This window comes from Streptomyces sp. NPDC001443, from assembly GCF_053597355.1.
In genome coordinates, this window is the sequence record NZ_JBSFIA010000073.1 from 1 (window position 1) to 24,134 (window position 24,134).

At 72.4% G+C, this 24,134-nt stretch carries 21 protein-coding genes; 12 read left to right on the forward strand and 9 right to left on the reverse strand.

The features are described 5' to 3' along the window. Positions 1–577: signal peptidase I (gene lepB / locus ACWC24_RS40350; protein WP_450667897.1), on the forward strand; the 577-nt coding region annotated here is incomplete at its 5' end. Between the two features lie 71 nt (positions 578–648). On the opposite strand, the gene ACWC24_RS40355 is transcribed toward lepB, so the two are convergent. Beyond that, positions 649–1,029, reverse strand: coding sequence for a response regulator (locus tag ACWC24_RS40355; protein ID WP_450667898.1), 381 nt, complete (start codon positions 1,027–1,029; stop codon positions 649–651). Between the two features lie 310 nt (positions 1,030–1,339). Here ACWC24_RS40355 and ACWC24_RS40360 point away from each other — a divergent pair, with 310 nt between their 5' ends. The 4 genes from ACWC24_RS40360 to ACWC24_RS40375 all read left to right on the forward strand — a co-directional run bounded on the left by ACWC24_RS40360 (position 1,340) and on the right by ACWC24_RS40375 (position 5,658). Beyond that, the gene (locus tag ACWC24_RS40360) at positions 1,340–2,008 is read left to right on the forward strand and encodes a response regulator transcription factor (protein ID WP_450667899.1); all 669 of its coding nucleotides are present in this window, start codon (positions 1,340–1,342) and stop codon (positions 2,006–2,008) included. Continuing rightward, positions 1,998–3,332: a sensor histidine kinase gene (locus tag ACWC24_RS40365; RefSeq protein WP_450667900.1), complete on the forward strand. Its 1,335-nt coding sequence runs from the start codon at positions 1,998–2,000 to the stop codon at positions 3,330–3,332. Before ACWC24_RS40360 ends, ACWC24_RS40365 begins: the two co-directional genes overlap by 11 nt. A gap of 110 nt (positions 3,333–3,442) precedes the next feature. Then, positions 3,443–4,831 (forward strand): copper resistance CopC/CopD family protein, encoded by a 1,389-nt coding sequence (locus ACWC24_RS40370; protein ID WP_450667901.1) that lies wholly within the window; start codon positions 3,443–3,445, stop codon positions 4,829–4,831. A gap of 185 nt (positions 4,832–5,016) precedes the next feature. Next, on the forward strand, positions 5,017–5,658 hold the full coding sequence (locus tag ACWC24_RS40375) for a DUF1775 domain-containing protein (RefSeq protein WP_450667902.1): 642 nt from the start codon (positions 5,017–5,019) through the stop codon (positions 5,656–5,658). 22 nt (positions 5,659–5,680) lie between these two features. On the opposite strand, the gene ACWC24_RS40380 is transcribed toward ACWC24_RS40375, so the two are convergent. After that, positions 5,681–6,382, reverse strand: coding sequence for a response regulator (locus ACWC24_RS40380; RefSeq protein WP_450667903.1), 702 nt, complete (start codon positions 6,380–6,382; stop codon positions 5,681–5,683). A 202-nt stretch (positions 6,383–6,584) separates the two neighbouring features. Further along, positions 6,585–7,049 carry a cyclic nucleotide-binding domain-containing protein gene (locus tag ACWC24_RS40385; RefSeq protein ID WP_450667904.1) on the reverse strand — a complete coding sequence of 155 codons (465 nt, stop codon included), beginning with the start codon at positions 7,047–7,049 and terminating at the stop codon, positions 6,585–6,587. A 308-nt stretch (positions 7,050–7,357) separates the two neighbouring features. Here ACWC24_RS40385 and ACWC24_RS40390 point away from each other — a divergent pair, with 308 nt between their 5' ends. The 3 genes from ACWC24_RS40390 to ACWC24_RS40400 all read left to right on the forward strand — a co-directional run bounded on the left by ACWC24_RS40390 (position 7,358) and on the right by ACWC24_RS40400 (position 9,912). Further along, positions 7,358–7,984 (forward strand): hypothetical protein, encoded by a 627-nt coding sequence (locus ACWC24_RS40390; RefSeq protein ID WP_450667905.1) that lies wholly within the window; start codon positions 7,358–7,360, stop codon positions 7,982–7,984. Between the two features lie 93 nt (positions 7,985–8,077). Further along, entirely contained in the window at positions 8,078–8,983 is a 906-nt protein-coding gene (locus ACWC24_RS40395) for a universal stress protein (protein WP_450667906.1), read from the forward strand. Between the two features lie 56 nt (positions 8,984–9,039). Next, positions 9,040–9,912, forward strand: coding sequence for a universal stress protein (locus ACWC24_RS40400; RefSeq protein ID WP_450667917.1), 873 nt, complete (start codon positions 9,040–9,042; stop codon positions 9,910–9,912). 121 nt (positions 9,913–10,033) lie between these two features. Here the strand turns inward: ACWC24_RS40400 and ACWC24_RS40405 are convergent, their stop codons facing one another. Then, entirely contained in the window at positions 10,034–10,498 is a 465-nt protein-coding gene (locus ACWC24_RS40405; protein WP_450667907.1) for a pyridoxamine 5'-phosphate oxidase family protein, read from the reverse strand. Between the two features lie 321 nt (positions 10,499–10,819). On the opposite strand from ACWC24_RS40405, the gene ACWC24_RS40410 reads away from it, so the two are divergent. From ACWC24_RS40410 to ACWC24_RS40420, 3 genes are all read left to right on the forward strand, one after another. Continuing rightward, the gene (locus ACWC24_RS40410) at positions 10,820–12,556 is read left to right on the forward strand and encodes a sensor histidine kinase (protein WP_450667908.1); all 1,737 of its coding nucleotides are present in this window, start codon (positions 10,820–10,822) and stop codon (positions 12,554–12,556) included. Positions 12,557–12,812: 256 nt separating this feature from the next. Then, positions 12,813–13,370, forward strand: coding sequence for a hypothetical protein (locus tag ACWC24_RS40415; RefSeq protein WP_450667909.1), 558 nt, complete (start codon positions 12,813–12,815; stop codon positions 13,368–13,370). A 42-nt stretch (positions 13,371–13,412) separates the two neighbouring features. Then, entirely contained in the window at positions 13,413–14,003 is a 591-nt protein-coding gene (locus ACWC24_RS40420) for a hypothetical protein (RefSeq protein ID WP_450667910.1), read from the forward strand. A 245-nt stretch (positions 14,004–14,248) separates the two neighbouring features. On the opposite strand, the gene ACWC24_RS40425 is transcribed toward ACWC24_RS40420, so the two are convergent. The 5 genes from ACWC24_RS40425 to ACWC24_RS40445 form a co-directional block, all read right to left on the reverse strand. After that, complete coding sequence (locus tag ACWC24_RS40425) at positions 14,249–14,404, reverse strand: DUF6131 family protein (protein ID WP_450667911.1); 156 nt, start codon at positions 14,402–14,404, stop codon at positions 14,249–14,251. Positions 14,405–14,650: 246 nt separating this feature from the next. After that, the gene (locus ACWC24_RS40430) at positions 14,651–15,835 is read right to left on the reverse strand and encodes a serine hydrolase domain-containing protein (protein WP_450667912.1); all 1,185 of its coding nucleotides are present in this window, start codon (positions 15,833–15,835) and stop codon (positions 14,651–14,653) included. Between the two features lie 79 nt (positions 15,836–15,914). Next, positions 15,915–16,757: a hypothetical protein gene (locus ACWC24_RS40435; RefSeq protein ID WP_450667913.1), complete on the reverse strand. Its 843-nt coding sequence runs from the start codon at positions 16,755–16,757 to the stop codon at positions 15,915–15,917. Positions 16,758–16,832: 75 nt separating this feature from the next. Beyond that, positions 16,833–18,335, reverse strand: a complete 1,503-nt coding sequence (locus tag ACWC24_RS40440) for an MFS transporter (RefSeq protein WP_450667914.1) — start codon at positions 18,333–18,335, stop codon at positions 16,833–16,835. 164 nt (positions 18,336–18,499) lie between these two features. Continuing rightward, positions 18,500–21,229, reverse strand: coding sequence for a lectin (locus tag ACWC24_RS40445; RefSeq protein WP_450667915.1), 2,730 nt, complete (start codon positions 21,227–21,229; stop codon positions 18,500–18,502). A gap of 761 nt (positions 21,230–21,990) precedes the next feature. Here ACWC24_RS40445 and ACWC24_RS40450 point away from each other — a divergent pair. Then, positions 21,991–23,880, forward strand: a complete 1,890-nt coding sequence (locus ACWC24_RS40450; RefSeq protein WP_450667916.1) for an arabinofuranosidase catalytic domain-containing protein — start codon at positions 21,991–21,993, stop codon at positions 23,878–23,880. The last annotated feature ends 254 nt before the right edge of the window (positions 23,881–24,134 follow it).

Consider the following 24,134-nt stretch of genomic DNA (forward strand, 5'->3'; position numbering starts at 1 on the left):
CCGACTGTGCCTGGCGGACTACTTCCGCCCGGAGGAGTCGGGGGAGACCGACGTCGTCGGACTCCAGGTCGTCACCGTCGGCTCCCGGATCGGCGCCGTCGTACCGCGCGCCGCCCTGCTCGTGGTGCCGGCCGTGGTGCTGGCGGTCGGCGCCTTCCTGGTGGAGCCGGTACGGGTCGAGTCGACCAGCATGGAGCCGACGCTGCCGGCGGGGGACCATCTGCTCGTCGACGTCCGCGCGTACCGCGACGCCCCGCCCGGGCGCGGCGACCTCGTGGTGTTCGACGGGCCCGGCGGGACGCTGGTCAAGCGGGTCGTGGCGGTGGCCGGGGACACCGTCGCGATCGAGGACGGCGTGCTGGAGGTCGACGGCCGTGCCGTCGAGGAGCCGGCGGTGGATCCGAAGACGGTGGACGGGATGTACTTCGGGCCCGCTCGGGTACCGGACGGCACCGTCTTCGTGCTGGGCGACAATCGCCGGCACTCGGAGGACTCCCGGCAGTTCGGACCGGTGCCCGTCACGAAGGTGACCGGGCGGGTGATCCTGCGCTGGTGGCCACGGCCCGGCAGACCCTGACGTATGCGCGGGCCCGGTCCGGCGGATCCTGACGGGTGCGCGGGCCCGGCCGGACCGGGCCCGCGCACCCGTCAGGGCTTCACGCCTTCGGGGGAGACCGCCGTGACGGCGTCGAGGACGGTGTCGATCCCGGCGTCCTTGTGCAGGACCGCGGCGGCCCCGGCGTCGAGGGCCGCCCGTTCCAGCCGGCCGCCGACCGCGGAGGTCAGCACCACGACCCGGGTCCCCGGAAGGAGCGTCAGCAGTCGTCCGGTCGCCTCGGCTCCGTCGAGGACGGGCATGACCAGGTCCATCAGGACCACGTCCGGCAGCAGTCGTACCGCCGCCTCGACGGCCTCCGCGCCGTCGCACGCCACTCCCACCACGTCCACGAGCGCGCTCCGGCCGAGCGCGGCGGACAGGGTGTCCCGCACGAGCGGGTGGTCGTCGACGACGAGCAGGCGAATCGGCATGGTCCAACAGTGCCCGTTTCCACGCGTATCAGCCATCCCCAAACCAGAGGGGTCGACAGCGCATGCGGGCACATTTCCTTCACAACCAGCACTTTCCCTCGATCGTGCCGCGGTTGCGTGACAGACGCTTTCCGGCCACGGCGATCCTTGTAAGCGGTCGGGAACGTTCCAGAACAGGATGTTTCGTCGACGGCGCGGGTGCCGATCGAGGACACAATTCCTTCACAGGCTGTGGTTTCCTTCAGCCGTGCCGTGGTTCCATGGCATACGCGATCCGGCCACCGTGGCGGTTCGCCGAGGTAGGGGGAACATGCCGGAACAAGAAGGTTCGCCGACGACCCGGGTACTGATCGTCGACGACCACCGAACCTTCGCGGAACTGCTGGCGTTCGCGCTGGGAGCCCAGCCGGACTTCGACTGCGCGGGCTGGGCGGGCACCGGGGCGGAGGCCGTCGACCTGGCGGCCAGGGAGCGGCCCGACATGGTCGTGATGGACATCTCGCTCGGCGCGGAGAGCGGACTCGAGGTCACCCGGCGGATCCGGGAGGCGACGCCGGACGCGATCGTCGTCATCGTCTCCGCGCACCGCGACCCGGACTGGGTGGTACGCGCCGCGCAGGCGGGCGCGAGCGCGTTCGTGCCGAAGTCCGGTTCGCTGGACGAGATGCTGAGCGTCCTGCGCGCCGTACGGCAGGGATCGATGCTGGTGTCGGCGTCCATGTTCGGTGAACCGCCGCCCCGGCCACGGGTCACGGACGATCCCGCGGTGACCAGCCTGACCGCCCGCGAGTCCGAGGTGCTCACGCTGATGGGCAAGGGGCTGGCCCCGGCGGAGATCGCCAGACTGCTGGGCATCAGCGTCAACACCTGCCGCGGCTACGTGAAGTCGATCCACCTCAAACTCGGGGTGCGCTCGCAGTTGCAGGCCGTGGTGAAGGCACAGCAGCTCGGTCTCGTCGGGGCGCACGGTGACGGCTGACCGCGAGGGCGCGGTCCAGGCACCGGAGCAGGGAGGCAGCAGGACCGTCCGGCACGCGGTGATCGCGATGATCGTGATCGGACTGGGGGCCTTCACGGTCGTCGGCGCCGGCACCGTGCTCGCCGCCGAGTCGATCGCCAGACGGACCGCGCTCGCCGAGGCCGCGCGGTCCGCGCAGCTGATGGGCAACGTGATCTTCAAGCCGGTCATGCCCGCGGTGATGCGAGGCGACAGCGTCGCACGGGCACAGCTCGACGAGGCGGTCCGGGCCCGGGAGAGCGAGGCCGGCGTGGTGCGCGTGAAGGTGTGGAACCGGCAGGGCGATGTGCTGTACAGCAACGAGCACCACGCCATCGGGATGTCCTTCCCCCTCAACGACGACGTGCGCAAGACCATCGACCAGCACGCCAGTTGGGCGGACCTCTCCGACCTGTCCGACGAGGAGAACATCACCGAACCCCGCGGCGGCAGCCGGCTGGTGGAGGTCTACGTCCCCCTCGACCTGGCGTCCGGCGAACGGCTGGCACTGGAGGTGTACTCCACCGACGACCGGGTGGTCACCGCGCGCGGCGAACTGATGCGCACCCTCGTCCCGTTCTCGGTCCTCGCCCTGCTGCTTCTGCTGGTCACCCAGCTCCCGGTCTCGGTGCAACTGCTGCGCCGGGTCAGCCAGGCCGACGCGGAACGCAGCCGGCTGCTGCGCAACGCGCTCACCGCGTCGGAGCGCGAGCGGCGCGCGATCGCCCGCGACCTGCACGACGGTGTGGTCCAGGACCTCGCCGGTGCCGGGTACGCGCTGGCGGCCGTCCGGGCCGACCTGCCGCCCGGCACCCCGGAACCGGCCGGCCGCATGCTCGACCGGGTCTCCGAGGTGCTGCGCGGGGCCGTCGGCTCGCTGCGCACGCTGATGGTGGACATCTACCCGCCGGACCTGACCGAGGACGGTCTGCCGCAGGCGGTCGAACTGCTCGCCGAGCGCCTGCGCCGGGAGGGGATCGCCGTCACCACGACCGTCGACGTGCGGGCCGCGCTGGGTCCTGACCTGACCGCCGCCGCCTACCGCTGCACACGGGAGTGCGTGACCAACATCCTCAAACACGCCCGGGCGGACCGGGCCTGGATCGACGTCACCGGCAGCCGGGACCGGCTGCTGGTCGTGGTGACGGACGACGGCAGGGGACCGGGTACCGCCTGCGGCACGACCGGGCATCTCGGGCTCCAGCTCATCCGGGACACGGCGAGCGAACTGGGCGGCGAGGTCACCGTCGCCGAGCGCTCCGGCGGCGGCACCGAGGTGCGCGCGGTGCTGCCGATACGGCCCTGACCCCCTCGTTTTGAGGGGGTCCCACCCCCCAAGGGCGAGGCTGCCGGTGACCGCGGCGGGGCGCCACCCTGGAGGCACCGTCCGACCAGTGCACCCGGGGGAAACAGCGGATGCGCCGCATCGTCACCATGCTCTGCCTCGTTCTCTGCGCCCTGGGCCTCCAGGCCGTGTCCGCGGGTCCCGCCGCCGCGCACACCGGCCTGCTGTCCAGCGAACCCGCGGCCGGACAGGTGCTGCCGCGCCTGCCCGCCCAGGTCGCGCTGACGTTCCGCCAGCCGGTCACCGCGGGAGTCGACGCGATACGCGTGTTCGACGACCACATGCGCCGGATGGACCTCGGCGGCCACCCCGACGACCGGCGACGGCAGACCCTGCGGACCGCCCTCCCAGGAAGCCTGCGCGCGGGCACCTACTCCGTGGCGTGGCAGGTGACATCGGCCGACGGACACCCGGTGGCGGGCACCTACCGGTTCTCCATCGGTACGCCCACGCACGTCGTGGGCGTGGTGCCCCCGCTCGCCGGTGCGAACGCCGCCTGGGCCGGGCGGGTGCTCGGGGCGGCCCGCGGGATCGGCTACGCCGGACTCGCCCTGGGACCGGGCGTGCTGCTCGTCGCGCTGTGGCTGTGGCCCGCCGGGCTGCGCGATCGCAGGACCCGCGCCCTGGTGCGGTGCGGGCTCGGTCTGCTGGCGGCCGGCACGCTCGCGGTCCTGACCGTGCACACCGTCTGGGCCGACGGACGGCCGCTGGCCGAGGCCTGGTCCGGCGCGCACGCCCATCAGTACGCGGCGACGGCCGACCTGGCCTACGCGGTGCGCTTCTACGCCCTGTTGGCGCTGGGCGCCGCGACCGCGGTGGTCACCGCGTCGGCCGGGCGGGACCGGCCCGCCAAGCCGCTGGTCCTGGCGACGACGGCCGTGGTCATCGTGCTCTGGGGCACCTGGCCGCCGACCGGGCACGCCGTCGACGGCCGGTACGCACCGCTCGCGATGGCCGCCGATCTCGTCCACCTGGCCGCCATGACGCTCTGGCTGGGCGGACTCGCCCTGGTCGCGGCCGTCCTGTCGCGCCCCGCCCACCTCGGCGAACTGGCCGCCGTGCTGCCCCGGTTCTCGCGGCTGGCGTTCGCGGCGGTCGTCGCCCTCGTCGTCACGGGGACGGTCCGGGCCTGGCGGGAGCTGGGCTCCGCCGGGCACCTCCTGGACACGGGGTACGGCCGGCTGCTCCTTGTGAAGTCGGCCGGGGTCGTGGCGGTCGTCGCGCTCGGCGCCGTCGCCCGCCGCTGGGTGCACCGCCACACCGGCCGCCCGGCACCGCTTCCCCCGCCGCCGGCCGAGGCGACGGGCACGACGCTCACCCGCACCGCCCCGGCCCCGACCGTGCCGCCCGAGACCGCTGTCGTACGCACCCTCAGGCGCGGTCTGCTGGCCGAACTGCTCGTCGCTGCCGCCGTGCTGGGTGTCACCGCCGCCCTGGTCACGGCCGCTCCGCCAGGCTGACCACCCCCGCCGCCGGCCCGCACCCGCCCCCGCGGCCCTGAAGCCGCTCCGGCCCGGACCCGTCCCCGCGGCCCCGTAACCCCACCCGCCCGACCACACCCGTCCCCGCGGCACCGAGCCGTTCCGGCCCGCCCCGTGCCCTTGGCGCACGCGAGCCCGCCGGGACCCCCGAGAGGAACCGACCCATGAAGCTGCTCTCCCCGGCCCGGACGGCCGCGGCCCTGCTCACCACGGGACTGCTGCTGGCCACGGCGACCCCCGCCCGGGCCCATGTGCACGTGCACGCCGACCAGGCGGTGGCGCCGGGCGCGACCGACGTACACATGACGTTCCACGTGCCGAACGAGAAGGCGTCCGCGCGGACCGTCGGCGTACGGATCGAGGCGCCGAAGGGTGTGCGCGGGCTGCGCGCGGAGCCGGTGACGGGCTGGACCGCCGAGCCGGCCGCCGCCGGCGACGCGGGCCGGACCGTCGGCTGGTCCGGCGGGGCGATCAGCGGCGAGGACGGAGTCGACTTCGTCGTCCACCTCGACCGCGTACCCACCGGGGTGTCGGAGCTGGCCTTCGTGGCGCGGCAGCGGTACGACGACGGCGAGGTCGTCACCTGGGACCAGAAGACGGTGGCGGGACAGCCCGAGCCGGAGCACCCCGCGCCCGTGCTGAGCCTGGCCGGGGCACCTGCCGCCGACGCCGCGACCGTGGCCTCGACCGGCCCGGACGCCGCGTGGAAGGCGGCTGTCGTCTGCGGCGTACTGCTGGTCCTGGCAGCCGTGGGCCTTCCGGTGGCGCGGTCCGCGGCACGGCGGCGCGACGCCACCGCGAGCTGAGGCGCCCGCCGCCCCTCCGCCGTCACCGAGCGGGGCGGTCGCCGCCTTCGGGGCGCTCCAGGTGGGAGGCCAGAACGGCGGCCTGCACCCGGCGCTGGACACCGAGCTTGGCCAGCAGCCTGGAGATGTGGTTCTTGACCGTCTTCTCCGACAGATAGAGCCGCGTGCCGATCTCGCGGTTGGTCAGGCCGTCCCCGATCAGGGCCAGGATGTCCCGCTCCCGGGGGGACAGACCGGCCAGTTCGGGTGCGACGGAGGGCGTCTCGGCGGGGTCGGCACGCAGGGAGCGCATCAGGCGGGCCGTGGTCGCCGGGTCCAGCATCGACTGGCCGGAGGCGACCGTGCGGACGGCCGAGACCAGGTCGGAGCCCCGGATCTGCTTCAGGACGTAACCCGAGGCCCCGGCCATGATGGCGTCGAGCAGCGCGTCCTCGTCGTCGAACGACGTCAGCATCAGACAGGCCAGTTCCGGCATCTGACTGCGCAGCTCCCGGCAGACCGTGATGCCGTCGCCGTCCGGGAGACGTATGTCGAGCACGGCGACGTCCGGGCGCAGTGCCGGGCCGCGGACCAGGGCGTGTTCGACGGTGTCGGCGTCACCGACCACCGTGATGTCCGGTTCGGCGCCGAGCAGGTCGCTGATGCCACGTCGGACGACCTCGTGGTCGTCGAGGAGGAAGACACGGATCGGATTCTGCTCCGTGAAGGTGCGTGTCTCGGTCATGGCGATCCCCTGTTCCCTGTTCCCCGCTGGCGGACGGACCGCGGTTGTCCGTGATGCCGATCATGCCCCGCCGGGTCCGGGTGCACCAGGGCCGACCGGCCCCACTCGGCCATGGGAAGTTACCCCACCGGCCCTGGTCACGGCCCGGCGGCCCCGGCCGTCGGACGTTCCGCACACCCGGTCGCCGGCCGGCGGACGGGGATCAGTCGTCGCTGTCGGCGCCGGACGGGGCGTACAGGTCGAGCAGACAGGTACGGGCGGAGCGGAGGCGGTGGGCGAGCACGTCCCCGACCCAGGGCGTGACGGTGTTGCCCAGCGCCGGATCGTCCTGACACATCAGACGTACGGCCGTGGCGTCGAACTCGTACGCCCGGACCGGGGTCGTCGCCACGGCGCCCAGGTGCCAGACGTGCGGGCCGAACAGCCAGGACCAGCCGAGGAGTTCGTTGTGCCTAAGGGTCTCGACCACGGCGGCGCGACGGCCGGGCACCCGCATGTCGAGCTCGACCGCGCCGCTGCGGACGATCCAGAACCGGTCGGCCCGGCCTCCCTCCTCGAACAGCCGCGCCCCTTGCGGGAAGGACACCTCTCGGGCGACCCGCATGAGCCGCTGCCGGTGCTCGGCCGGCAGGGCGCGCAGCATGGTGGGCGCAGGGACGGTGATCACGGCGTGCCTCCCCGGTGGGTGGTGGGAACTGCCACGGCCAGTGTGGGTCCGGCACTCCGGGGCGGGCCATGGGCCGATCGGCCCGCCGGCCGGGCCACCCGGCTCACGGCGGGCGCCCTGCCGGGACCTCGTCGGGCAGCAGGACGGCGTCGGCCGGGCGTGGAGCCCAACGGTCCCTGGAACCAGGGCCGTTCAGCCCATCCGTGATGGACCTTCGGCATCCGGCGGTCGCTCGTCCGCGAGCCGAGAGTTGGAGGTGCCAGACAGCGAACGGACCCCTCCCGCTCCTCCCCGAAGGGATCACCACCATGGCCGTGCACGAGCACCCTCACCGGAGCCCGGGCTTCCACCTGCTCCCCTTCCGCAGGAACCGGACCGCCGCCTCCGGAACCGCCGTGCCGGCACTCGTCGGCACACCCACCGCCCAGGCCCACGCCTTCGCCGCCCTGCGACTGCTCACCGGGTTCGTCTTCCTGTGGGCCTTCCTCGACAAGACCTTCGGCCTCGGCTACGCCACCCCCTCCGGCAGGAGCTGGCTCGACGGCGGCTCGCCCACCCGGGGCTTCCTCGGCTCGGTGGCCGCCGGGCCGATGCGGTCCACCTTCCACTCCTGGGCCGGGGCCGCCTGGGCCGACTGGCTGTTCATGCTCGGACTGCTCGGCATCGGCGTCGCCCTCGTCGCCGGTGTGGCGCTGCGCCTCGCGGCCGCCGCGGGCACGTCGATGATGGCCCTGATGTGGCTGGCCGAGTGGCCGCCCGCCAAGCACCTCGCGGACGGCTCGGCGAGCATGTCGGCCAACCCCTTTGCCGACTACCACCTCGTCTACGCCGTCGCGCTGATCGCCCTGGCCGCCGCATCCGCCGGTGACGTCCTCGGCCTCGGCAGGATCTGGGCCGCGCTCCCGCTCGTCCGCCGCAACCGCTGGCTGCGGTGACCCGCGGCCCCTGCCACGGGCCCGACCCGAAGACGAATCCTGCGATCAGCCGACGAATCGAGGATCGGAACCCCGATCCGGAAGGTGGAGATCATGACCCGTACCGTCACCGTCGGTCTCGACGGTTCACCCGAGAGCCGCGCGGCCGCCGAGTGGGCGGCCGGCGAGGCACGGCTGCTCGGCCTGCCGCTGAAGCTCGTGCAGGTCTGGGAGCCGGTGCCGGACCCCATGGTGCAGACGCCGCTGCTCGGCACAGAGGTCCACCAGCACTGGACCGAGCGGATCCTGCGTGAGGTGGCCGAGGGCGTCCGGGAGCGCCACCCCGGGCTCGACGTGAGCACCGAGCAGCTGTCGGGCCGGCCCGCCGATGTCCTGGCGGCCGCGGCGGAGGACGCCGAACTGCTGGCCCTCGGCTCCCGTGGACTGAGCGGCCTCGGCGGGTTCGTGATCGGCTCCGTCGGCCTGTCCGTCGTGGCCCACGCCGGGCGGCCGGTCGTCCTGGTGCGCGCCGGAGCACGGGACGCCGACCCGCACGAGCCGGACCAGGACGGTGCGCCGTCCACCGCGACACCGTCGCGGCCCGTCGTCCTCGGCCTCGACACCGATGGCCCGGACGACCGGCTCATCGAGTTCGCCTTCGTCGCGGCCGCCCGCCGGGGTACGGCCCTGCGGGTCGTGCACGGCTGGAACCCGCCCCCGTACTACGCCTACGGTCTCGCGGTGGACATCGAACTCCAGGCCGATCTGGCGCGGAGCGAGAGCGCCCGGCTGACCGAGATCCTCGGCCCGTGGCGCACGAAGTTCCCGGAGGTCGAGGTCACCGAGGAGTCCCGGTACGGCGCCCCCGGAAGCCACCTCGTCGACGCCTCCCGCGAGGCCTGCCTGGTGGTCGTCGGCCGACGGGTCCGCCGCAGCCCGGTCGGCGCCCGCATCGGCTCGGTCACCCATGCCGTCCTGCACCACTCCGCCGTCCCCGTCGTCGTCGTACCGCACGACTGACCCGCCGCCGAGGGAGCAGAGAGATCATGCGTGACCGGAATGGGACGGCGGGAGCGATGGACCGGCCGGTCGTGGTCGGCGTCGACGGCTCCGTACCCAGTCTGCGCGCCGTCGACCGCGCGGCCGACGAGGCAGCGCTGCGCGGTCTGCCGCTGCGCCTGGTGTACGCCTCGCTGTGGGAGCGGTACGAGGGCTCCCGCCCCGCCGGGGATCCGGACCGGCCGTCCGAGGAGGTGCGGGCCGAGGACGTCGTGGCCCGTGCCGCCCGGCGCGCCCACGACCGCCGGCCGGACGTGCAGGTCACCACCGAGGTGCTGCCCGAGGAGCCCGAGTACGCGCTGGTGCGGGAGAGCCGGCACGCCTCCGTGCTGGTGCTGGGCAGCCGCGGCCGCGGCAGCAAGGCCGCGGCCCTGCTCGGTTCGGTCAGCCTGACCGTGGCCGGGCACACGCACTGTCCGCTGATCGTCGTGCGCGGCGACCAGGACGAGCCGCCCCGGTCCGGCGCTCGCGGCCGGGTCGTCGTGGGTGTCGGCGAGCAGGCCGCGGGCTCGGCGGCGGTGCGCTTCGCCGTCGAGGAGGCACGGCGACGAGGGGTGCCGGTGGAAGCCGTACGCGCCTGGGAGTGTCCCGAGCACCGGAGCGCCGGTCATCCGCCGCTCGCCGGAGAGCCCGCCCGGCTGCACCGGCAGCAGGCCGGGGAGACGCTCGTGGCGGCCCTGCGAGACCTCCCGGCCGACGTGGAGCTGCACGGTCGTACGGTCGAGGGGCACCCCCGGACCGTCCTGGTGGAGGCCTCGCGCGACGCCGGCCTCCTGGTCGTCGGGGCCACGCCCCGGCACGGGCACCACGGCCTCCGGCTGGGCCGGGTGGCCCACGGTGTGCTGCACCACGCCGCCTGCCCGGTCGTCGTCGTGCCCGAGCACGGGTGACCGCGGCCAGGACAGCGGGCAGCGAAGCACACGGCCTCGGCCCCCGGATCTCCGGGGGCCGAGGCCGTGTGTGTGTCCGAGAGCTCCGAACGGAGGTGGGGTCCCCTTCTGCCCGGAGCTCTCAGAACCCGCCCGGGTCGCCGTCCGCGGTGAGCAGGACACCGGTGACCAGGTCGGGCTGGATGCGGATCGCCTGGTCCATGGTCTGATCCACCCAGGGGCGCAACAGCGTGTGATAGCGGGCCAGTTCACCGGGGTCGGTGACGAGACGGGCGTAACCCGTCACCACCACGCTCCAGCCCAGGTGTGTGTCGGGGTCGATGACGTCCGCCTCGTAGGCGACGACCACACCGGGGCCGTGGTTCTGCCGGGCGTACGAGGTCAGGGCGGCGGCCTCATGGGTGCGGATGACGACGGCGCCGTCGTCCAGCACGTGGTTGACCGGGCGGACGGTCGGCAGGGCGTGCTGGGTGAAGACGATCCTGCCCAGGGACACACTGCCCAGCAGGCGCAGCGCCTCGGCGCTGTCGAGTTCGACACGGCGGCGCGGTTCCGCGATGACGTGCCGGTGGCTGTCGTGAACCATGGCGGGCTTCCGTTGGTGTGGGCGGGATGGGACCCGGGGCGCGGTCGGCAAGGGGCCGGAACGGAGCGGCACCGCGGGGGATCGGTGCCGCCCTGGTCCCACTGTCTCCCGGACCGTCGCGCCTTCCTAGGGCCGATGGTCCCCGATGCGGGTCCGTACGGCTCCCACTCGTCGAGGCGCGCCTGCGCGTCGGCTTCCCGCGCGGGTACGACGAGGGTCGCACTTACCCCTACCCGTACCGCCCCTCGCCTTGGGCCGGTAGCGTGACCCCCGACTGGAGCGGCCGGTGACAGCCCGCCCGAGGAGTCGGAGGAGACGCAGGTGGGAAGCCCAGAGGAGCCCCAGGAGGCTCGTGTGCGGTTGCCTCAGCTCAGACTGGACGAGCTGCTGGATGAACTGCAGGCCCGGCTGGACGCGGCCCGTGGCACCCGGGACCGGGTGCACAGCCTGCTGGAGGCGGTCCTCTCGGTCGGCCGGGAACTGGACCTGGAGCAGGCGTTGCACAGCATCGTGGAGGCGGCGGCAGTCCTGGTCGACGCCGAGTACGCGGCGCTGGGCGTGATCGGGCCGGACGGCACGCGCCTTTCGGCCTTCCACACCGTCGGCGTCACCCAGGAGCAGATCGGCCGGATCGGCCCCTTCCCGCAGGGCCACGGCATCCTCGGAGAGCTGATCCACCATCCCGCGCCGTTGCGCCTCGCGAAGATCTCCGGGCATCCGGCCTCGCACGGCTTCCCGCCCCACCACCCGCCGATGAACAGCTTCCTCGGCGTGCCCATCCGGGTGCGCGAGCAGGTCTTCGGAAACCTGTACCTCACCGAGAAACGCGGCGGGGCGCAGTTCGACGAGGAGGACGAGTCGGTCCTGTCGACCCTGGCCGTGGCCGCCGGCGTCGCCATCGACAACGCCCGCCTGTACGAGGAGACCCGGCTGCGGGAACGCTGGCTGCGGGCGAACGCGGAGATCACCCACAGCCTCATGTCCGGCGGCGGACGCACCGACGTGCTCGCCCTGATCGCCGAGCGGGCCGGAGAGATCACCGGATCGGCGCTGGCCGCGGTCGCGCTGCCGATGGAGGACATGGAGGCCACCGGGTCGCTGGCCGTCGAGATCGCCGTTGGGCTGGACGCGGAGGTGCACCAGGGGCTCGTCCTGCCCGTCGGCACGACCTTGATGGGGCTGGCGTTCTCCACCGCGGCTCCGGTCGTCAGCGCGGATGTCGCCCACGACGAGCGGGTCCCGCCGGGGCCGCAGCGCTTCGACGGACTGGGCACCGCGGTGGCCGTGCCCATCGGCACCGTGGAGGGCGGTGTCCGGGGCGTGCTCCTGCTGGCGCGGGAGAGCGGTCGGCAGCCGTTCTCGGCGACGGAGACCGAGCCCCTGCTGGCCTTCGCCGCACAGGCCGCCGTCGCGATGGAGCTGGCGCAGCGGCGGCAGGAGGCCGAGGAGGTCGCGGTGCTCAAGGACCGTGACCGCATCGCCCGCGACCTGCACGACCTGGCGATCCAGCGACTGTTCGCCACGGGCATGACCCTGCAGAGCGCGGGGCGGTTCATCGAGCACCCGGAGGCCTCGGAGCGCGTCGCGCGGGCGGTGGACGACCTCGACGAGACCATCAAGATCATCAGATCGACGATCTTCGGGCTGCGCGCGCGTGAAGGCGTGGAGGGGGCCGGTCTGCGGGCGCGCGCGGTGCGGATCGCGAGCGAGGCGACGCCGGTGCTGGGCTTCGCGCCCAGTCTGCGGATGGAGGGACTGGTCGACACCGACGTGCCGCGCGAGATCGCCGACCACGTGGTGGCCGTACTCTCCGAGGCGCTCACCAACATCGCCCGGCACGCCCGCGCGGGGCGCGCCGGCATCGTCCTGGCGGCGGACTCCGGTCTGGTGCGCCTCGCGGTCACGGACAACGGCGTCGGCATCGCGCCGGGCGGCCGCCGCAGCGGTCTGCGCAACATGGCCGAACGCGCCGAACAGCTCGGCGGCAAAATGGAGTTGAGCACCCCCGTCGGCGGCGGCACCGCTCTGGTCTGGTCGGTGCCGATACCGGCCGGGTAGAGCCGAACCGGCCGCGGCGGGGACGCGTCCGCATCTCGGCGACACCTTCAACGATGCGAGCCCGGAGGCCACTTGGGCCGCCCTGTCGTCCCGGCGCCCTGTCGTCCCGGCGCCCTGCCGCGCGGTCGCGCGGCCTCGATCCGGCGGAGCGGCGTGCCGGATTCTCGTATCGCTACAAATGCTTATGGCTGTGTATGAATGGTGCATACGGGAACTCGAGGGGTGGACATCACTACTCCTCGAGGAGCGTGCGGCTATGTCGACAGGAACGCTTGTGGCGATCATCATCGCGATCGTGGTGGTGGTCGTCCTGGCCGCCGTGACGGTCTCCCTCATGCAGCGCCGTCGTCACCTCCGTGAGCGCTTCGGCCCCGAATACGACCGGACGGTCGAAGGATCCGACAGCCGGCGTGCGGCCGAGCACGAGCTCAAGGACCGCGAGAAGCGGCACGACTCGCTGGAGATCACGCCACTCGCCCCCGGATCACGGGACCGCTACACGCGCGAGTGGAGCACGGTCCAGGGGGAGTTCGTGGACCGGCCGGTGGACGCCGTGCACGACGCGGACCGACTGGTGACGTCCCTGATGCGTGAGCGCGGGTATCCGACCGAGGGGTTCGAGCAGCAGATGAAGGATCTCTCGGTGGAACACGGCCGCACGCTGGACCACTATCGCGCCGCGCACGACGTGGAGACGCTCAGCACCCGCAGCCAGGCGACGACCGAGCAGTTGCGGGGTGCCATGGTCCACTACCGCGCGCTGTTCGAGGAGTTGCTCTCCGACGGCGGCCGGGCGCAGCCCGCCCGGACCTGACGTCGAGATGACCACCATCCGGCGACCCGCACGGAGGAAACCATGCACGGCCACGAGGAAACGAATCGCACGACCGGCGGACTGACCACCGACGACCTGGCCCGACCGCCCGGCGCCGACACCGCAGCGCCGCAGGGGACGGGCGAGGCCGCCCCGAAGACCCCGATCTACCCAGGTGAGAGCACCGGGCCGGACGAGGCGGAGCGCCCGGACACCGAGTCCGCTCCCGGCCCTTCGGAAACCACGGGCACGGACATCGGCACGGATACCGGCACGGGCACGGAGCGTACCGCGGATGCCCCCGGCACCGGGGGCGCCACGGGCGAGAGCACCGAGAGCACCACGAGTGCCCCGGAGGACGAGGCCCCGCAGCTGCTCACGGATGACGAGGAGCGTGACTACCGCGACCGATGGCAGCGGATCCAGAGCAGGTTCGTGGACGACCCCCGCGACGCCGTGCACGACGCTGATGCCCTGGTGGCGGACGTGATGCAGACGCTGGCCGCCACCTTCGCCCGGCACAAGAAGGACTTGGAAGGTCAGTGGGGCCAAGGGGAACAGGTGAGCACCGAGGAACTGCGCGGCGCGCTGCGCCGGTACCGCTCCTTCTTCAATCGGCTGCTCAGTACGTGAGAGCCCACCTGGGAGGCCGGTGATTCGGTTCCGTGGGGTTGGGACGTCAGCCCCGGAGCGGGGCTCCGGGCCGTACGACGGCGCGGAGCCCTCGCCCTGTGTCCGCAACGTTCTCGCTCTGTGTTCCCGGAGCTCTCGCTGCTCTGTGACTGCCTGCTCGCTCTGTGACTGCCTGCTCAGTGACTGTGCGGCCGACCGGCCGTGGTTGTCAGCAACCACGGCCGGTCGCGCGGGCGCGCGGTCGGTCACCAGTAGTGGCGACGACCGGCGACGGAGTGTCCCACTGCTCCCAGGATCCACAGGATCACGCCGATGACCACCAGGATGATCCCGATGGTCCACAGGATGGCGATCCCGGTGAGGAAGCCGATGACGAGCAGAATGACGCCCAGGATGATCATGGTCTCTCCCTAGGGAGCTGATGCGGGTTCGGGGGACTCGGTGATGTCGGTCGCCTCCTCACTGCGCGCGGAGCGGTCTCCGGTGGGCGATTCTGCGGGTTGGACCCCGGCGAATACGGTTGGCCGGTGGCGGTGCCTCCGGACGTGATCTGTACGGACACCGGGTACCCGCATTGCGGCGTCGAGGAACGGAGCCGCGGCGTGCGGACGGCCGACTTTCGACGTCGCCGGACCGGGCCGCTGCCCTCACCGTGTGCCGCGGCCCCCGGCGCACAGCGCGTGGTCGATGAGGGCGCTGCCCGCGGCCTCCTGCTGCTCGATGTGTTCCAGGGTGTCGCCGCGGGCCTCGGACATGGAGACGACGGCGCTTCGCCCGCCGTCCTCGGTGACACCGTTGAGGGTGATGTACCCGCCGTCTCCACCCTCGTGGCTCCAGTAGGTCCCACCGCAGCTCAGCGGACGCTCGACCAGGCCGAGTCCGTACCGGCCGCCGGGCCACAGCCGTTGGACCTCCGCGCTCACGGGGACGGTCCGCTTCATCTGCACGAGCTGCCGCGCCGGCAGCAGGCGGCCCGCGAGCAGCGCGCGCAGGAAGTCGTTCTCGTCCCGCGTGGTCGTGACGAACGACAGGATCGTGTGGTCCACCGGTGTCTGGTCGGTGACGTCCACCCGGGAACCGGGGCCGAAGAACTGATAGGCCTGGGCGTGCGGCCGGGGCAGCGTGGGTGAGGTGCCCAGCCATCGGGTCCGGTCGAGGCCGAGCGGGCGCAGGACCCGGTCCTCGATCTCCTCGTGGGCGGGTCGGCCGGTGACCTCCTGGATGATCATGCCCAGTACGACATAGCCGGTGTTGGAGTACCCCCAGCCCTTGCCGGGCGGGAAGTCCGGCGCGTGGGCCATGGCGCGGGCCACCAGCTGCTCGGGACTGTAGACGTCGTGGCGCTGCCGGTAGTACTCGTCCGGCGTGGTGTATCCGGGTACGTCGTCGTGGATGCCGCTGGTGTGCTGGAGCAGTTGGCGGACGGTGATCCGCCTGCCGTCGTTGCCGTTGCCCCGGATCAGCCCGGGCAGCCAGTGGTCGGCCGGGGCGTCCAGGGAGAGCCTGCCCTCGGCCTCCAGTTGGAGGACCACGGTGGCGACCAGCGTCTTGGCCGTGCTGGCCATGCGGAAGTAGCCGTCGGAGGGGACCGGTCGGCCGGTGTCCAGGTCGGCGGTGCCGCTGGTGGCGGTCGACTGCCGACCGTCGGGCGCGATCACGCGGGCCTGCACACCGCTCACCCCGAGGGCGTGGATCGCCCGGGTGTCGTGGCGTAACTGTTCCAGCGGGGTGGGACCGGCGGGCCGGGCGACGGCGGTGGTCGTCGCGGCGGCGAACAGCGTGGCGACACCGACTGCCGCCAGGGCGAGGTGCTTTCGCAGGGTCGAAGACATGGCCGAACGCTAATTTCGCCGTCCGACGGGGCGCGATCCGGCGCACCCCCGGGCCGGAATGGGGATATCCCCCGGAGTTCTAAGGGCGCTCGTAGAGCTGGAGGACCCCGGCGAGGGAGAAGCTCAGGGCGCCGGTGAGGGTTCCCCAGTTGGCGATCCCGGCGTTCACCGGGCCGCCACCGGCAGGACGGGTGAAGGCGGCGATCGCCGAGATCATGAACAGGACGGAGCCGAGCTGGTTCACCGCGACGATCCACCAGCCGAGGCTGCGCCGGCGCAGGCAGAACCGGCCGTGGCAGATCTCGACGAAGCCCAGATGTCCGGAGATCAGGAACAGTACGCAGCCGATCACGTCGGGGGCCCAGACCAGCCGGTTGACCTGTTGGACGCTCAGACCCCGCAGGAAGGAGTCCAGCAGGGAGACGGCGAAGACGAGGGTGCCCGCGAACAGGACGAAGGTGCACAGCCAGTCCACCCGCATCGGCTCGTAGCTCCACCAGCGCCAGCGTGGGGTGACCAGCCGTCCCTCGCCGCCGCCGGTGTGACGGGGTGCGTCGATCACCTGAAGCAGGGAGACGTAGCCGCCGGTGTTGAAGAACAGGCCGCCCACGAAGTAGATCGACGCGCACCGGGTGGCGTCGCCGGAGCCGAACTGGGCGACGGCGGCCCCGGCGGCGAACAGCGCCCCGCCGACGACGAAGGCGACCGCCGAGACGGTGTTGAGCCGCCGCAGCCTGCCGATGCCGACGTCGTCCGCACGGGTGTGCCGTCCGGCCCCCGCGCCGGGCGGTCGCACGGCGAGCGTCCCGCGCCGCCGCGCGATCCGTGACTCCCACACCGTGGTCGCGCCGCCGGGATCGTGCCAGGTGAGCCTGGTGGTGAAAGGTCCCGCGCCCTCGGCGCGCCGCTCCGGTTGCCCCACGGGCCGAGCGTAGACGGCGGACCCGGACCGCAAAGCGTACGAAACGCCCGCAGCCGCCGGGCCGGGCCGGGTGTCTCAGGCGCCGGGCCGGACCGTCTCCTCGGCGCCGTCCCCCTCGGCACCGCGCCGGACCACCCCCACGGCCCGTTCCGCGTCCGGGTGCAGTCGGCGCTCGCGCAGGTCCGCGACCGCCAGCAGCAGCGCGATCAGGCTGAACCCGACGGCGGTGAGCAGCCCGAGCTGGATGGCCGTGACGGAGTGCCCGTGGTCGGCCGCGTGCGCGAAGTACACCGCGCCCACCACGGCGATCCCGGCCGCCGAGCCGATGCGCTGCCCCGTCTGCAGTACCCCGCCGGCCGCCCCGGCGCGCCGCACGGGGACGCGGGTGAGGGTGAGCGTCGTATTGGGGGAGACCGTCAGCCCGGAGCCGATGCCGCCGACGACCATGGGCACGGCCGTGGCCCACCCGACACTCTCCAGGGGCACCAGCTGCACCGCCACGATCACCCCGAGCAGCCCCACCGCCACCCCGGTCAGGCCGAGGACGACCAGCCTGCGTCCGTGGCGTGTCACCAGCCGGCCCCCGACGGCGGCACCCACCGCGGAAGCCGCCGCGAAGGGCAGCACCGAGACCCCTGCCGCCAGCGCGCTGTATCCGACCGTGTTCTGCAGGAACAGCGAGTACACGAAGAACACCGTGGTGAAGCCCGCGAAGTAGGTCAGACTGATCAGGGACCCGAAGGTGAAGGAGCGCAAGGAGAACAGCTCCAGATCGACCAGGGGAGCCCGCCCGAGCCGCCCCTGCCGCCGCTCCCACGCCCAGAACGAGGCCAGCAGCAGCGCGCCCACCGGCAGCAGCGCCCACTTCAGCCGTCCGGTCCACTGCTGCTCCTGCACCAGCGGCAGCATCAGCGCGAGCACGGCGGAGCCGAGGAGCAGCACGCCGAACAGGTCGAACTCCTCCCGCTTGCCGGTCGACGCCGGGAACCGGGGCAGCAACCGCAGTCCCGCGCCGAACGCGGCCACCCCGATGGGCAGGTTGACGAAGAACACCCAGCGCCAGCCGTCGTCGGTGCCGACGGCGTCGATCAGCAGGCCGCCCGCCAGCGGGCCCGCCGCCGTCGAGATCCCGATGACGCTGCCGAGCAGACCGAAGGCCTTGGCCCGCTCGGCGCCCTGGAACATCTGCTGGATCAGTCCCGAGGTCTGCGGGGCGACCATGCCCGCCGCCGCGCCCTGGATCAGCCGGAACACCACCAGCCAGGAGGCACCGGGCGCGAGACCGCAGGCCGCCGAGGCCAGTGTGAACACGGCGAGGCCCGCCAGGAACGCCCGGCGCCGTCCGTGCATGTCGCCCAGCCGGCCCGCGGGCACCAGGACCAGCCCGAAAGCCAGCGCGTACCCCGAGACCACCCAGGACTGGGCGGCCTCCGAGGCGCCGAGTCCGTGTTCCATCGAGGGCAGCGCCACGTTCACGATCGAGGTGTCGAGGAGCGAGATGAAGCCCGCCGTCAGACAGACCGCGAGCGCCTTCCACCGTCGGTCGTCGGGGGCGGGCCGGGTCTGGACTGTGGTCATGGGGTCACGCTAAGCAGCAACCCCGGCCAACTGGTGGAAGGAGCCCTTCCGCGCGCGTCGTAGGCCGCCGGGCCCGTGCCCCGGTTCCCGGGTGGAGCTGTGGGAACCGGGGCACGGGCCCGGGTTCGGGGCATCGGGGCGGCGCAGGGCGCCGGTGTCGGTCGTCAGGCCGCGGGCAGGCCCCACTTCTGTGCCGCGGTGCCGTTGCAGGTGTAGATCTGGAGCCGGGTGCCTTCCGTGGTGGAGGAGTTCGGGTCGTCCAGGCACAGACCCGAGTTCGTGTTCTTCAGGGAGCCGTCGGACCCGACGGTCCACTTCTGGGCGCCGGTGCCGTTGCAGGTGTAGAGCTGCACGAGGGTGCCGTTGGTCGTTCCGCTGCTGGTCACGTCGAGGCACTTCCCGAGGGTGCGCAGGGTGCCGTCGGCCGCGATGTTCCAGTCCTGGGCGTAGGTGCCGTTGCAGGTCCACAGGCGGATCGCGGTGGAGTCGGCGGTGGCGGAGTTCGCGTCGTCGATGCACTGGGACGCGGTGACCCCGGAGGTGACGGGACCGACGCGGGGCTTGGCCGGGGCGGTCGTGTCACCGGGGTAGGAGGGAGGCGCGGCGGACGCGGAGGCCGCCCAGGCGGTGTTCGGGGCGGTGCCGAGCGTGAAGGAGAGGGTGCCGCCCGAGGTGATCGCGGACGTGGGCGCGTAGGCGTTGTTCCAGGCCGCCCCGTCGAACGTCGCGGACTGCACATAGGGTGCGTTGTCCGCGGCGCCGTTGCCGTTGATCGTCAGGGTGCCGCCGGACGGCAGCGTGATCACGGCCTGGGAGAAGACCGGCGAGCCGAGCGCGAGGTCGGCGGTGCCCGGGGTCATGGGGAACATGCCCAGCGCGGACCACACGTACCAGGCGCTCATGGCACCCAGGTCGTCGTTGCCGTCCGCCAGGCCGGCCGGACCGTTCGACCAGATCTGCTGCTGGACGGAGCGCACGGTCGCCTGGGTCTTGTACGGGGCGCCGATGTAGTCGTACTCCCACGGCAGTTCGATGCTCGGCTCGTTGCCGACCCAGGCGTAGCCGTTGGCGCCGGTGTAGCTGCGCAGCACGGTGTCGAGGTAGTGGCTCATCGCCGTGTTGCCGCCCTTGGCGGTGGCGAGTCCGGCCACGTTGAAGGGCACCATGCCGGTGTAGATCCAGGAGTCCGCCTCGACCATGTCCGTGCCGCTGGTGGGGTCGAAGCCCGAGGTCCAGGAGCCGTTGGCGTTGCGGGGCTGGACGAAGCCGGAGGCCGGGTTCAGCGTGTTGCGCCAGTCCTGCGCGCGATGGGCGTACTTCTGCCGGCTCGCGGTGTCGCCGAGGGCGCCGGCGAAGGCGGAGAGCGCGAAGTCGGCGGTGTCGTACTCCAGGGTCGTGGCGACGGGGCCGTAGAAGTTGCAGCAGCCGTAGCTGCCGTCGTGGGGTTCGTATCCCGGGCTGTCGAGGTAGTTCAGGCCGGGTCGGTCGTTGTTCGCCGTGCTCGCCTGCTTCAGCAGACCGGCCAGCGCCGTGGCGGTGTCGAAGTTCCGGGCGCCGAAGGCGTAGTAGTCGGCGATGATCGCGGCCGCCGGGTCACCGACCATGACGTAGGACTCGCCGTTGTTCTCCGACCACTTGGGGAAGATGCCGGTCTGGGTGTAGTCGTCGGTCATCGACTGGGCGGTGTCCGAGGCGACCTGCGGGCTGACCAGCGCCTCCAGTTGGGCCTGGGAGCGGTAGATGTCCCACCCGGAGTAGTTGGCGTAGGCGGCGCTGTGTCCGGCGTCCACGGTGTGCGTCCTGCCGTCGAACCCGTAGTACTGGCCGTTGGTGTCGCTGATGACGTTCGGGTGCAGCAGCGAGTGGTAGAGCGCCGTGTAGAAGATCCGCTGCTGGTCGTCGGTGCCACCGGCGATCCGGATCTTGCCGAGCGCGGTGTCCCAGGCGGAGTGGGCGGCGGCGCGCACGCCGTCGAAGTTCCAGCCGGTGTTCTCGGCGGTGCGGTTGGCGACGGCGTTCGCGACGGACACGTAGGAGACGCCGACCTTGGCCTGGACGACCTGGTTCGCGCTGGTGTCGAAGGTGACGTGCCCGTTGGACGCGGCGGCCGCCACCGCCTGCGTCTTCGCCTTCGCCGACGGCGCGAGCGCGCTGCCGCTGGAGCCGAACGGCCGGTCGAAGACCATGTCGAAGTAGACCGTGTAGGTGTTCCCGGCCCCGCAGAACTTACCGCTCGTGACCTGGCCGCTGACCTCGGTGCTGGAGACCACGTTGAACTGGGTCGAGGTGCCGCCGTTCTGGCTGCCGGTCAGTTTGAACAGCAGGTTGGCCTGGGTGGTCGCGGGGAAGGTGAAGCGCGCCATGCCGCTGCGGGTGGTGGTGGTGAGTTCCGTGGTCACCTTGTTGTCGAGGGCGACCTTGTAGGACCCGGCCGAGGCGGACTCGTTGGCGTGGGAGAAGGACGCCGACGCGTTGTTGACGACGGCACCCACCGTGGGCAGCACGGGTATGTCACCGGCCGCGCCGCACCCCGGGCCCGCGATGTGGGTGAGACTGAACCCGGTGATCGAGGAGTCCTTGTACTCGTACCCACCGCCAGGGGGCCGTGACGAGGTGTCGGGACTCCACTGCACCATCCCGAACGGGACGTCCGCGCCCGGGAAGTCGTTGGCGTCGTTGGACGTGCCGATGAACGGGTTGACCAGGTCGGCCGGTGCCGTCACGAGTTCGGCCCGCTGTGCCGGCGCCGCCCAGGCGGCGGGGGCGGGCAGGACGGACCCGCCCAGGAGCGCGGCGGCGAAGGCGGCACCCATGGCCGCCCCGAGCCTGGGGCGACGACGTAAGGAGCGTCTGCTGTCGGCGGGCCGGCGGACACCGGCCGGAGTGGGGGACATCGCGATCTGCCTCCTGAGGAGATGCGGCGGGGAGCGGGGTGACAACGTTGTCTGCCGAGCTGCCGTCTCTCGTGCGGGAGGCGGGCGGGAGGCGGACCCCGGTCGCCTGGTCGTGACAACGTTGTCTGGCTGTGCCGGGAAGGCGGGCGACCTGAACGTCGGTGCAGGGGTTCGGACCTGCTGTCGCACCGGAGGGCCGCGGCCCGACCCGCTCCGGAGCACTTCGGAAGGTAGCCACAGGTCGTGTGCACGTCAATAGAGTGGGTGCGGTTCCGTGCGTGGCACGCCGGTGCCGGGCCGGGAACGGCTCTGTTGGTTGCTGTGGGTTCATGGGCGTGACGCCGGATGCGGGCGCAGGCGACGGTGGCCGGATCTGTTTGAACCGGCATCGCGGCCGGCCCTCCGTCATCGGCGCCGGTCGCCGCCACCACGACGTAGTGAGCGCTTTCTGATCGCGCTGCCGCCCTCCGATGGCTGCGTAATGTGAGGTCAGAGCCCTGGGTGTCGAGCCGGGGTGCGGGTGTGGGTGCCCGTGGAGCCGAACGGTGAGGTGCGGCTGCGGGAGTGAACGCGTACCGACGCCCAGCAAAGTACGTACCAAGCGAAGCCACAAATATTGACGTCTTCAAACAGGCTGCGTAGGTTCCGAGCCGGTCGACGCACGGCCCGTCCGCGTCGGCCCGCGGCCCGTCCGCGTCGGCCCGCGGCCCGTCCGTGCGGGTGTACGTCCGGTCAAGGCTCGTCCTCGGAGGAGATATGTCATGCCTATAACAAGATTCTCTTGGGCTGGGGCAGCGTTAAGAAGGGCTGTCGCCTCCGGTCGCCGAACGGCGCGGGCGGTGGCGGTCGCGGTGTCGGCTCTCGGGCTGGCCCTCGGCGCCCTGATCGGCTTCCCCGGCGCGTCGCAGGCGGCGGGCTCCCTGCCCTGTGACATCTACGGCGGCGCCGGCACCGCCTGCGTGGCCGCGCACAGCACGGTGCGCGCCCTGTACTCCTCGTACAACGGGCCGCTCTACCAGGTCACCCGGGCCTCGGACGGCACGAGGAGCGACATCGGGCTGCTGGCCGCGGGCGGTTACGCGAACGCGGCACAGCAGGACACGTTCTGCGCGAACACCACCTGCCGCATCACGAAGGTCTACGACCAGAGCCCGCGCCACAACGACCTCACGCCCGGGCCCGCCGGCACCGCCGGCGGCGTCGACCGGGGGGCCGACGCGAGCGAGATCGCCGTTACCGCGGGCGGTCACAAGGCGTACGGCATCTGGATCTCGCCCGGCGTCGGGTACCGCTACACGGGAGTGGCGTCGGGCGTCGCCGTCAACGGTCAGCCCGAGGGCGCCTACATGGTGGCCAGCGGCACGCACGTCGGCTCCGACTGCTGCTTCGACTACGGCAACGCCGAGAGCACCCCGGCCGACACCGGCAACGGGCACATGGACGCCGTCAGCATCGCGACCACGTGCTACTTCGCGCCGTGCACCGGTTCGGGACCGTGGGTCGAGGCCGACCTGGAGAACGGCATGTTCCAGGGCGACAACGGCTCCAACACCGCCAACCGCGGCAACAACAGCGCGTTCGTCACGGCCGTGCTGAAGAACGACGGTCAGACGAAATACGCCCTCAAAGGCGGAAACTCCCAATCCGGCGCCCTGACGACGTGGTGGGACGGAGGTCTGCCCACCCGCGGCGGCTACCGGCCGATGCAACAGGAGGGCGGCATCATCCTCGGCATCGGCGGGGACAACAGCAACCGCAACAGGGGCACCTTCTTCGAAGGCGTCATGGTCGCCGGCTACCCGACCGACGCCGCGGAGAACGCGGTCCAGGCGAACATCGTCTCCGTCGGCTATTCCGGTCGGACGGACCTGCCCAACGGTCCGCAGGGGACGATCGCCGGTCCGGGCGGCAAGTGCGTCGACGTCGCCGCGGACGACACCGGCGCCAACGGTACGGCCGTCCAGTTGTGGGACTGCCAGGCCTACGCCGAGGACCAGCACTGGACCCACCAGGCGGACGGCTCGCTGGCCACCATCGGACGGTGCCTGGACATCAATGGCAACGGCACCGCCAACGGCACCCAGGTCGAACTGTGGGACTGCAACGGCGTCGGCGGCCAGAAGTGGGTGCAGCAGGCCGACGGCTCGCTGCTCAACCCCCAGTCCGGTCGCTGCCTCGACTCGCCCAGCGGCGCCACCGCCAACGGCACCCGTCTGCAGATCTGGGACTGCAACGGCTCCGCGGCCCAGAAGTTCGCCGTGAACGGCGGAGCCGCGGTCACCGGTCCTGGCGGCAAGTGCGTCGACGTCGCCGCGGACGACACCGGCACCAACGGTACGGCCGTCCAACTGTGGGACTGCCAGGCCTGGGCGGTGGACCAGCACTGGGCGCGTCGCACGGACACCTCGCTGGCGACGCTCGGGCGGTGCCTGGACATCAATGGCAACGGCACCGCGAACGGCACCGAGGTCGAACTGTGGGACTGCAACGGCGTCGGCGGCCAGAAGTGGGTGCAGCAGGCCGACGGCTCGCTGCTCAACCCGCAGTCGGGCCGGTGCCTCGACTCGCCCGACGGCGCGACGGCGAACGGTACCCGTCTGCGGATCTGGGACTGCAACGGCTCCGCGGCCCAGAAGTTCGCGCTGCACTGACCCGGCCCCGCGGTCCGTCCGGGCACCGGCCAGGTGCCCGGACGGCTCCCGCCCGGAGAAGACCGAACCGGAAGGCGTGACGCAGGTCACTCGACGTTCGGCGGGATCTTGGAATGGGTGGGTTTCCGCCACTGTTGGCTTGATGGGGGCTTAGGGCCTGTCGTCGGCATCAGATCGATCTGATGCCGACGACAGGCCCTAAGAGCTCCGAACAAAAGTGGGGCCCGGCGGGCGGCGCCCGGCACGCGCTCCCC

Excerpts from the sequence above, each read along its gene's own strand:
- ACWC24_RS40430 (WP_450667912.1), bottom strand. The coding sequence starts at position 15,835 with ATGTCTTCGACCCTGCGAAAGCACCTCGCCCTGGCGGCAGTCGGTGTC.
- ACWC24_RS40360 (WP_450667899.1), top strand. The coding sequence starts at position 1,340 with ATGCCGGAACAAGAAGGTTCGCCGACGACCCGGGTACTGATCGTCGAC.
- ACWC24_RS40395 (WP_450667906.1), top strand. The coding sequence starts at position 8,078 with ATGACCCGTACCGTCACCGTCGGTCTCGACGGTTCACCCGAGAGCCGC.
- ACWC24_RS40405 (WP_450667907.1), bottom strand. The coding sequence starts at position 10,498 with ATGGTTCACGACAGCCACCGGCACGTCATCGCGGAACCGCGCCGCCGT.
- ACWC24_RS40400 (WP_450667917.1), top strand. The coding sequence starts at position 9,040 with ATGGACCGGCCGGTCGTGGTCGGCGTCGACGGCTCCGTACCCAGTCTG.
- ACWC24_RS40450 (WP_450667916.1), top strand. The coding sequence starts at position 21,991 with ATGCCTATAACAAGATTCTCTTGGGCTGGGGCAGCGTTAAGAAGGGCT.
- ACWC24_RS40390 (WP_450667905.1), top strand. The coding sequence starts at position 7,358 with ATGGCCGTGCACGAGCACCCTCACCGGAGCCCGGGCTTCCACCTGCTC.
- ACWC24_RS40375 (WP_450667902.1), top strand. The coding sequence starts at position 5,017 with ATGAAGCTGCTCTCCCCGGCCCGGACGGCCGCGGCCCTGCTCACCACG.
- ACWC24_RS40440 (WP_450667914.1), bottom strand. The coding sequence starts at position 18,335 with ATGACCACAGTCCAGACCCGGCCCGCCCCCGACGACCGACGGTGGAAG.
- ACWC24_RS40420 (WP_450667910.1), top strand. The coding sequence starts at position 13,413 with ATGCACGGCCACGAGGAAACGAATCGCACGACCGGCGGACTGACCACC.
- ACWC24_RS40415 (WP_450667909.1), top strand. The coding sequence starts at position 12,813 with ATGTCGACAGGAACGCTTGTGGCGATCATCATCGCGATCGTGGTGGTG.
- ACWC24_RS40370 (WP_450667901.1), top strand. The coding sequence starts at position 3,443 with ATGCGCCGCATCGTCACCATGCTCTGCCTCGTTCTCTGCGCCCTGGGC.
- ACWC24_RS40355 (WP_450667898.1), bottom strand. The coding sequence starts at position 1,029 with ATGCCGATTCGCCTGCTCGTCGTCGACGACCACCCGCTCGTGCGGGAC.
- ACWC24_RS40445 (WP_450667915.1), bottom strand. The coding sequence starts at position 21,229 with ATGTCCCCCACTCCGGCCGGTGTCCGCCGGCCCGCCGACAGCAGACGC.
- ACWC24_RS40425 (WP_450667911.1), bottom strand. The coding sequence starts at position 14,404 with ATGATCATCCTGGGCGTCATTCTGCTCGTCATCGGCTTCCTCACCGGG.
- ACWC24_RS40380 (WP_450667903.1), bottom strand. The coding sequence starts at position 6,382 with ATGACCGAGACACGCACCTTCACGGAGCAGAATCCGATCCGTGTCTTC.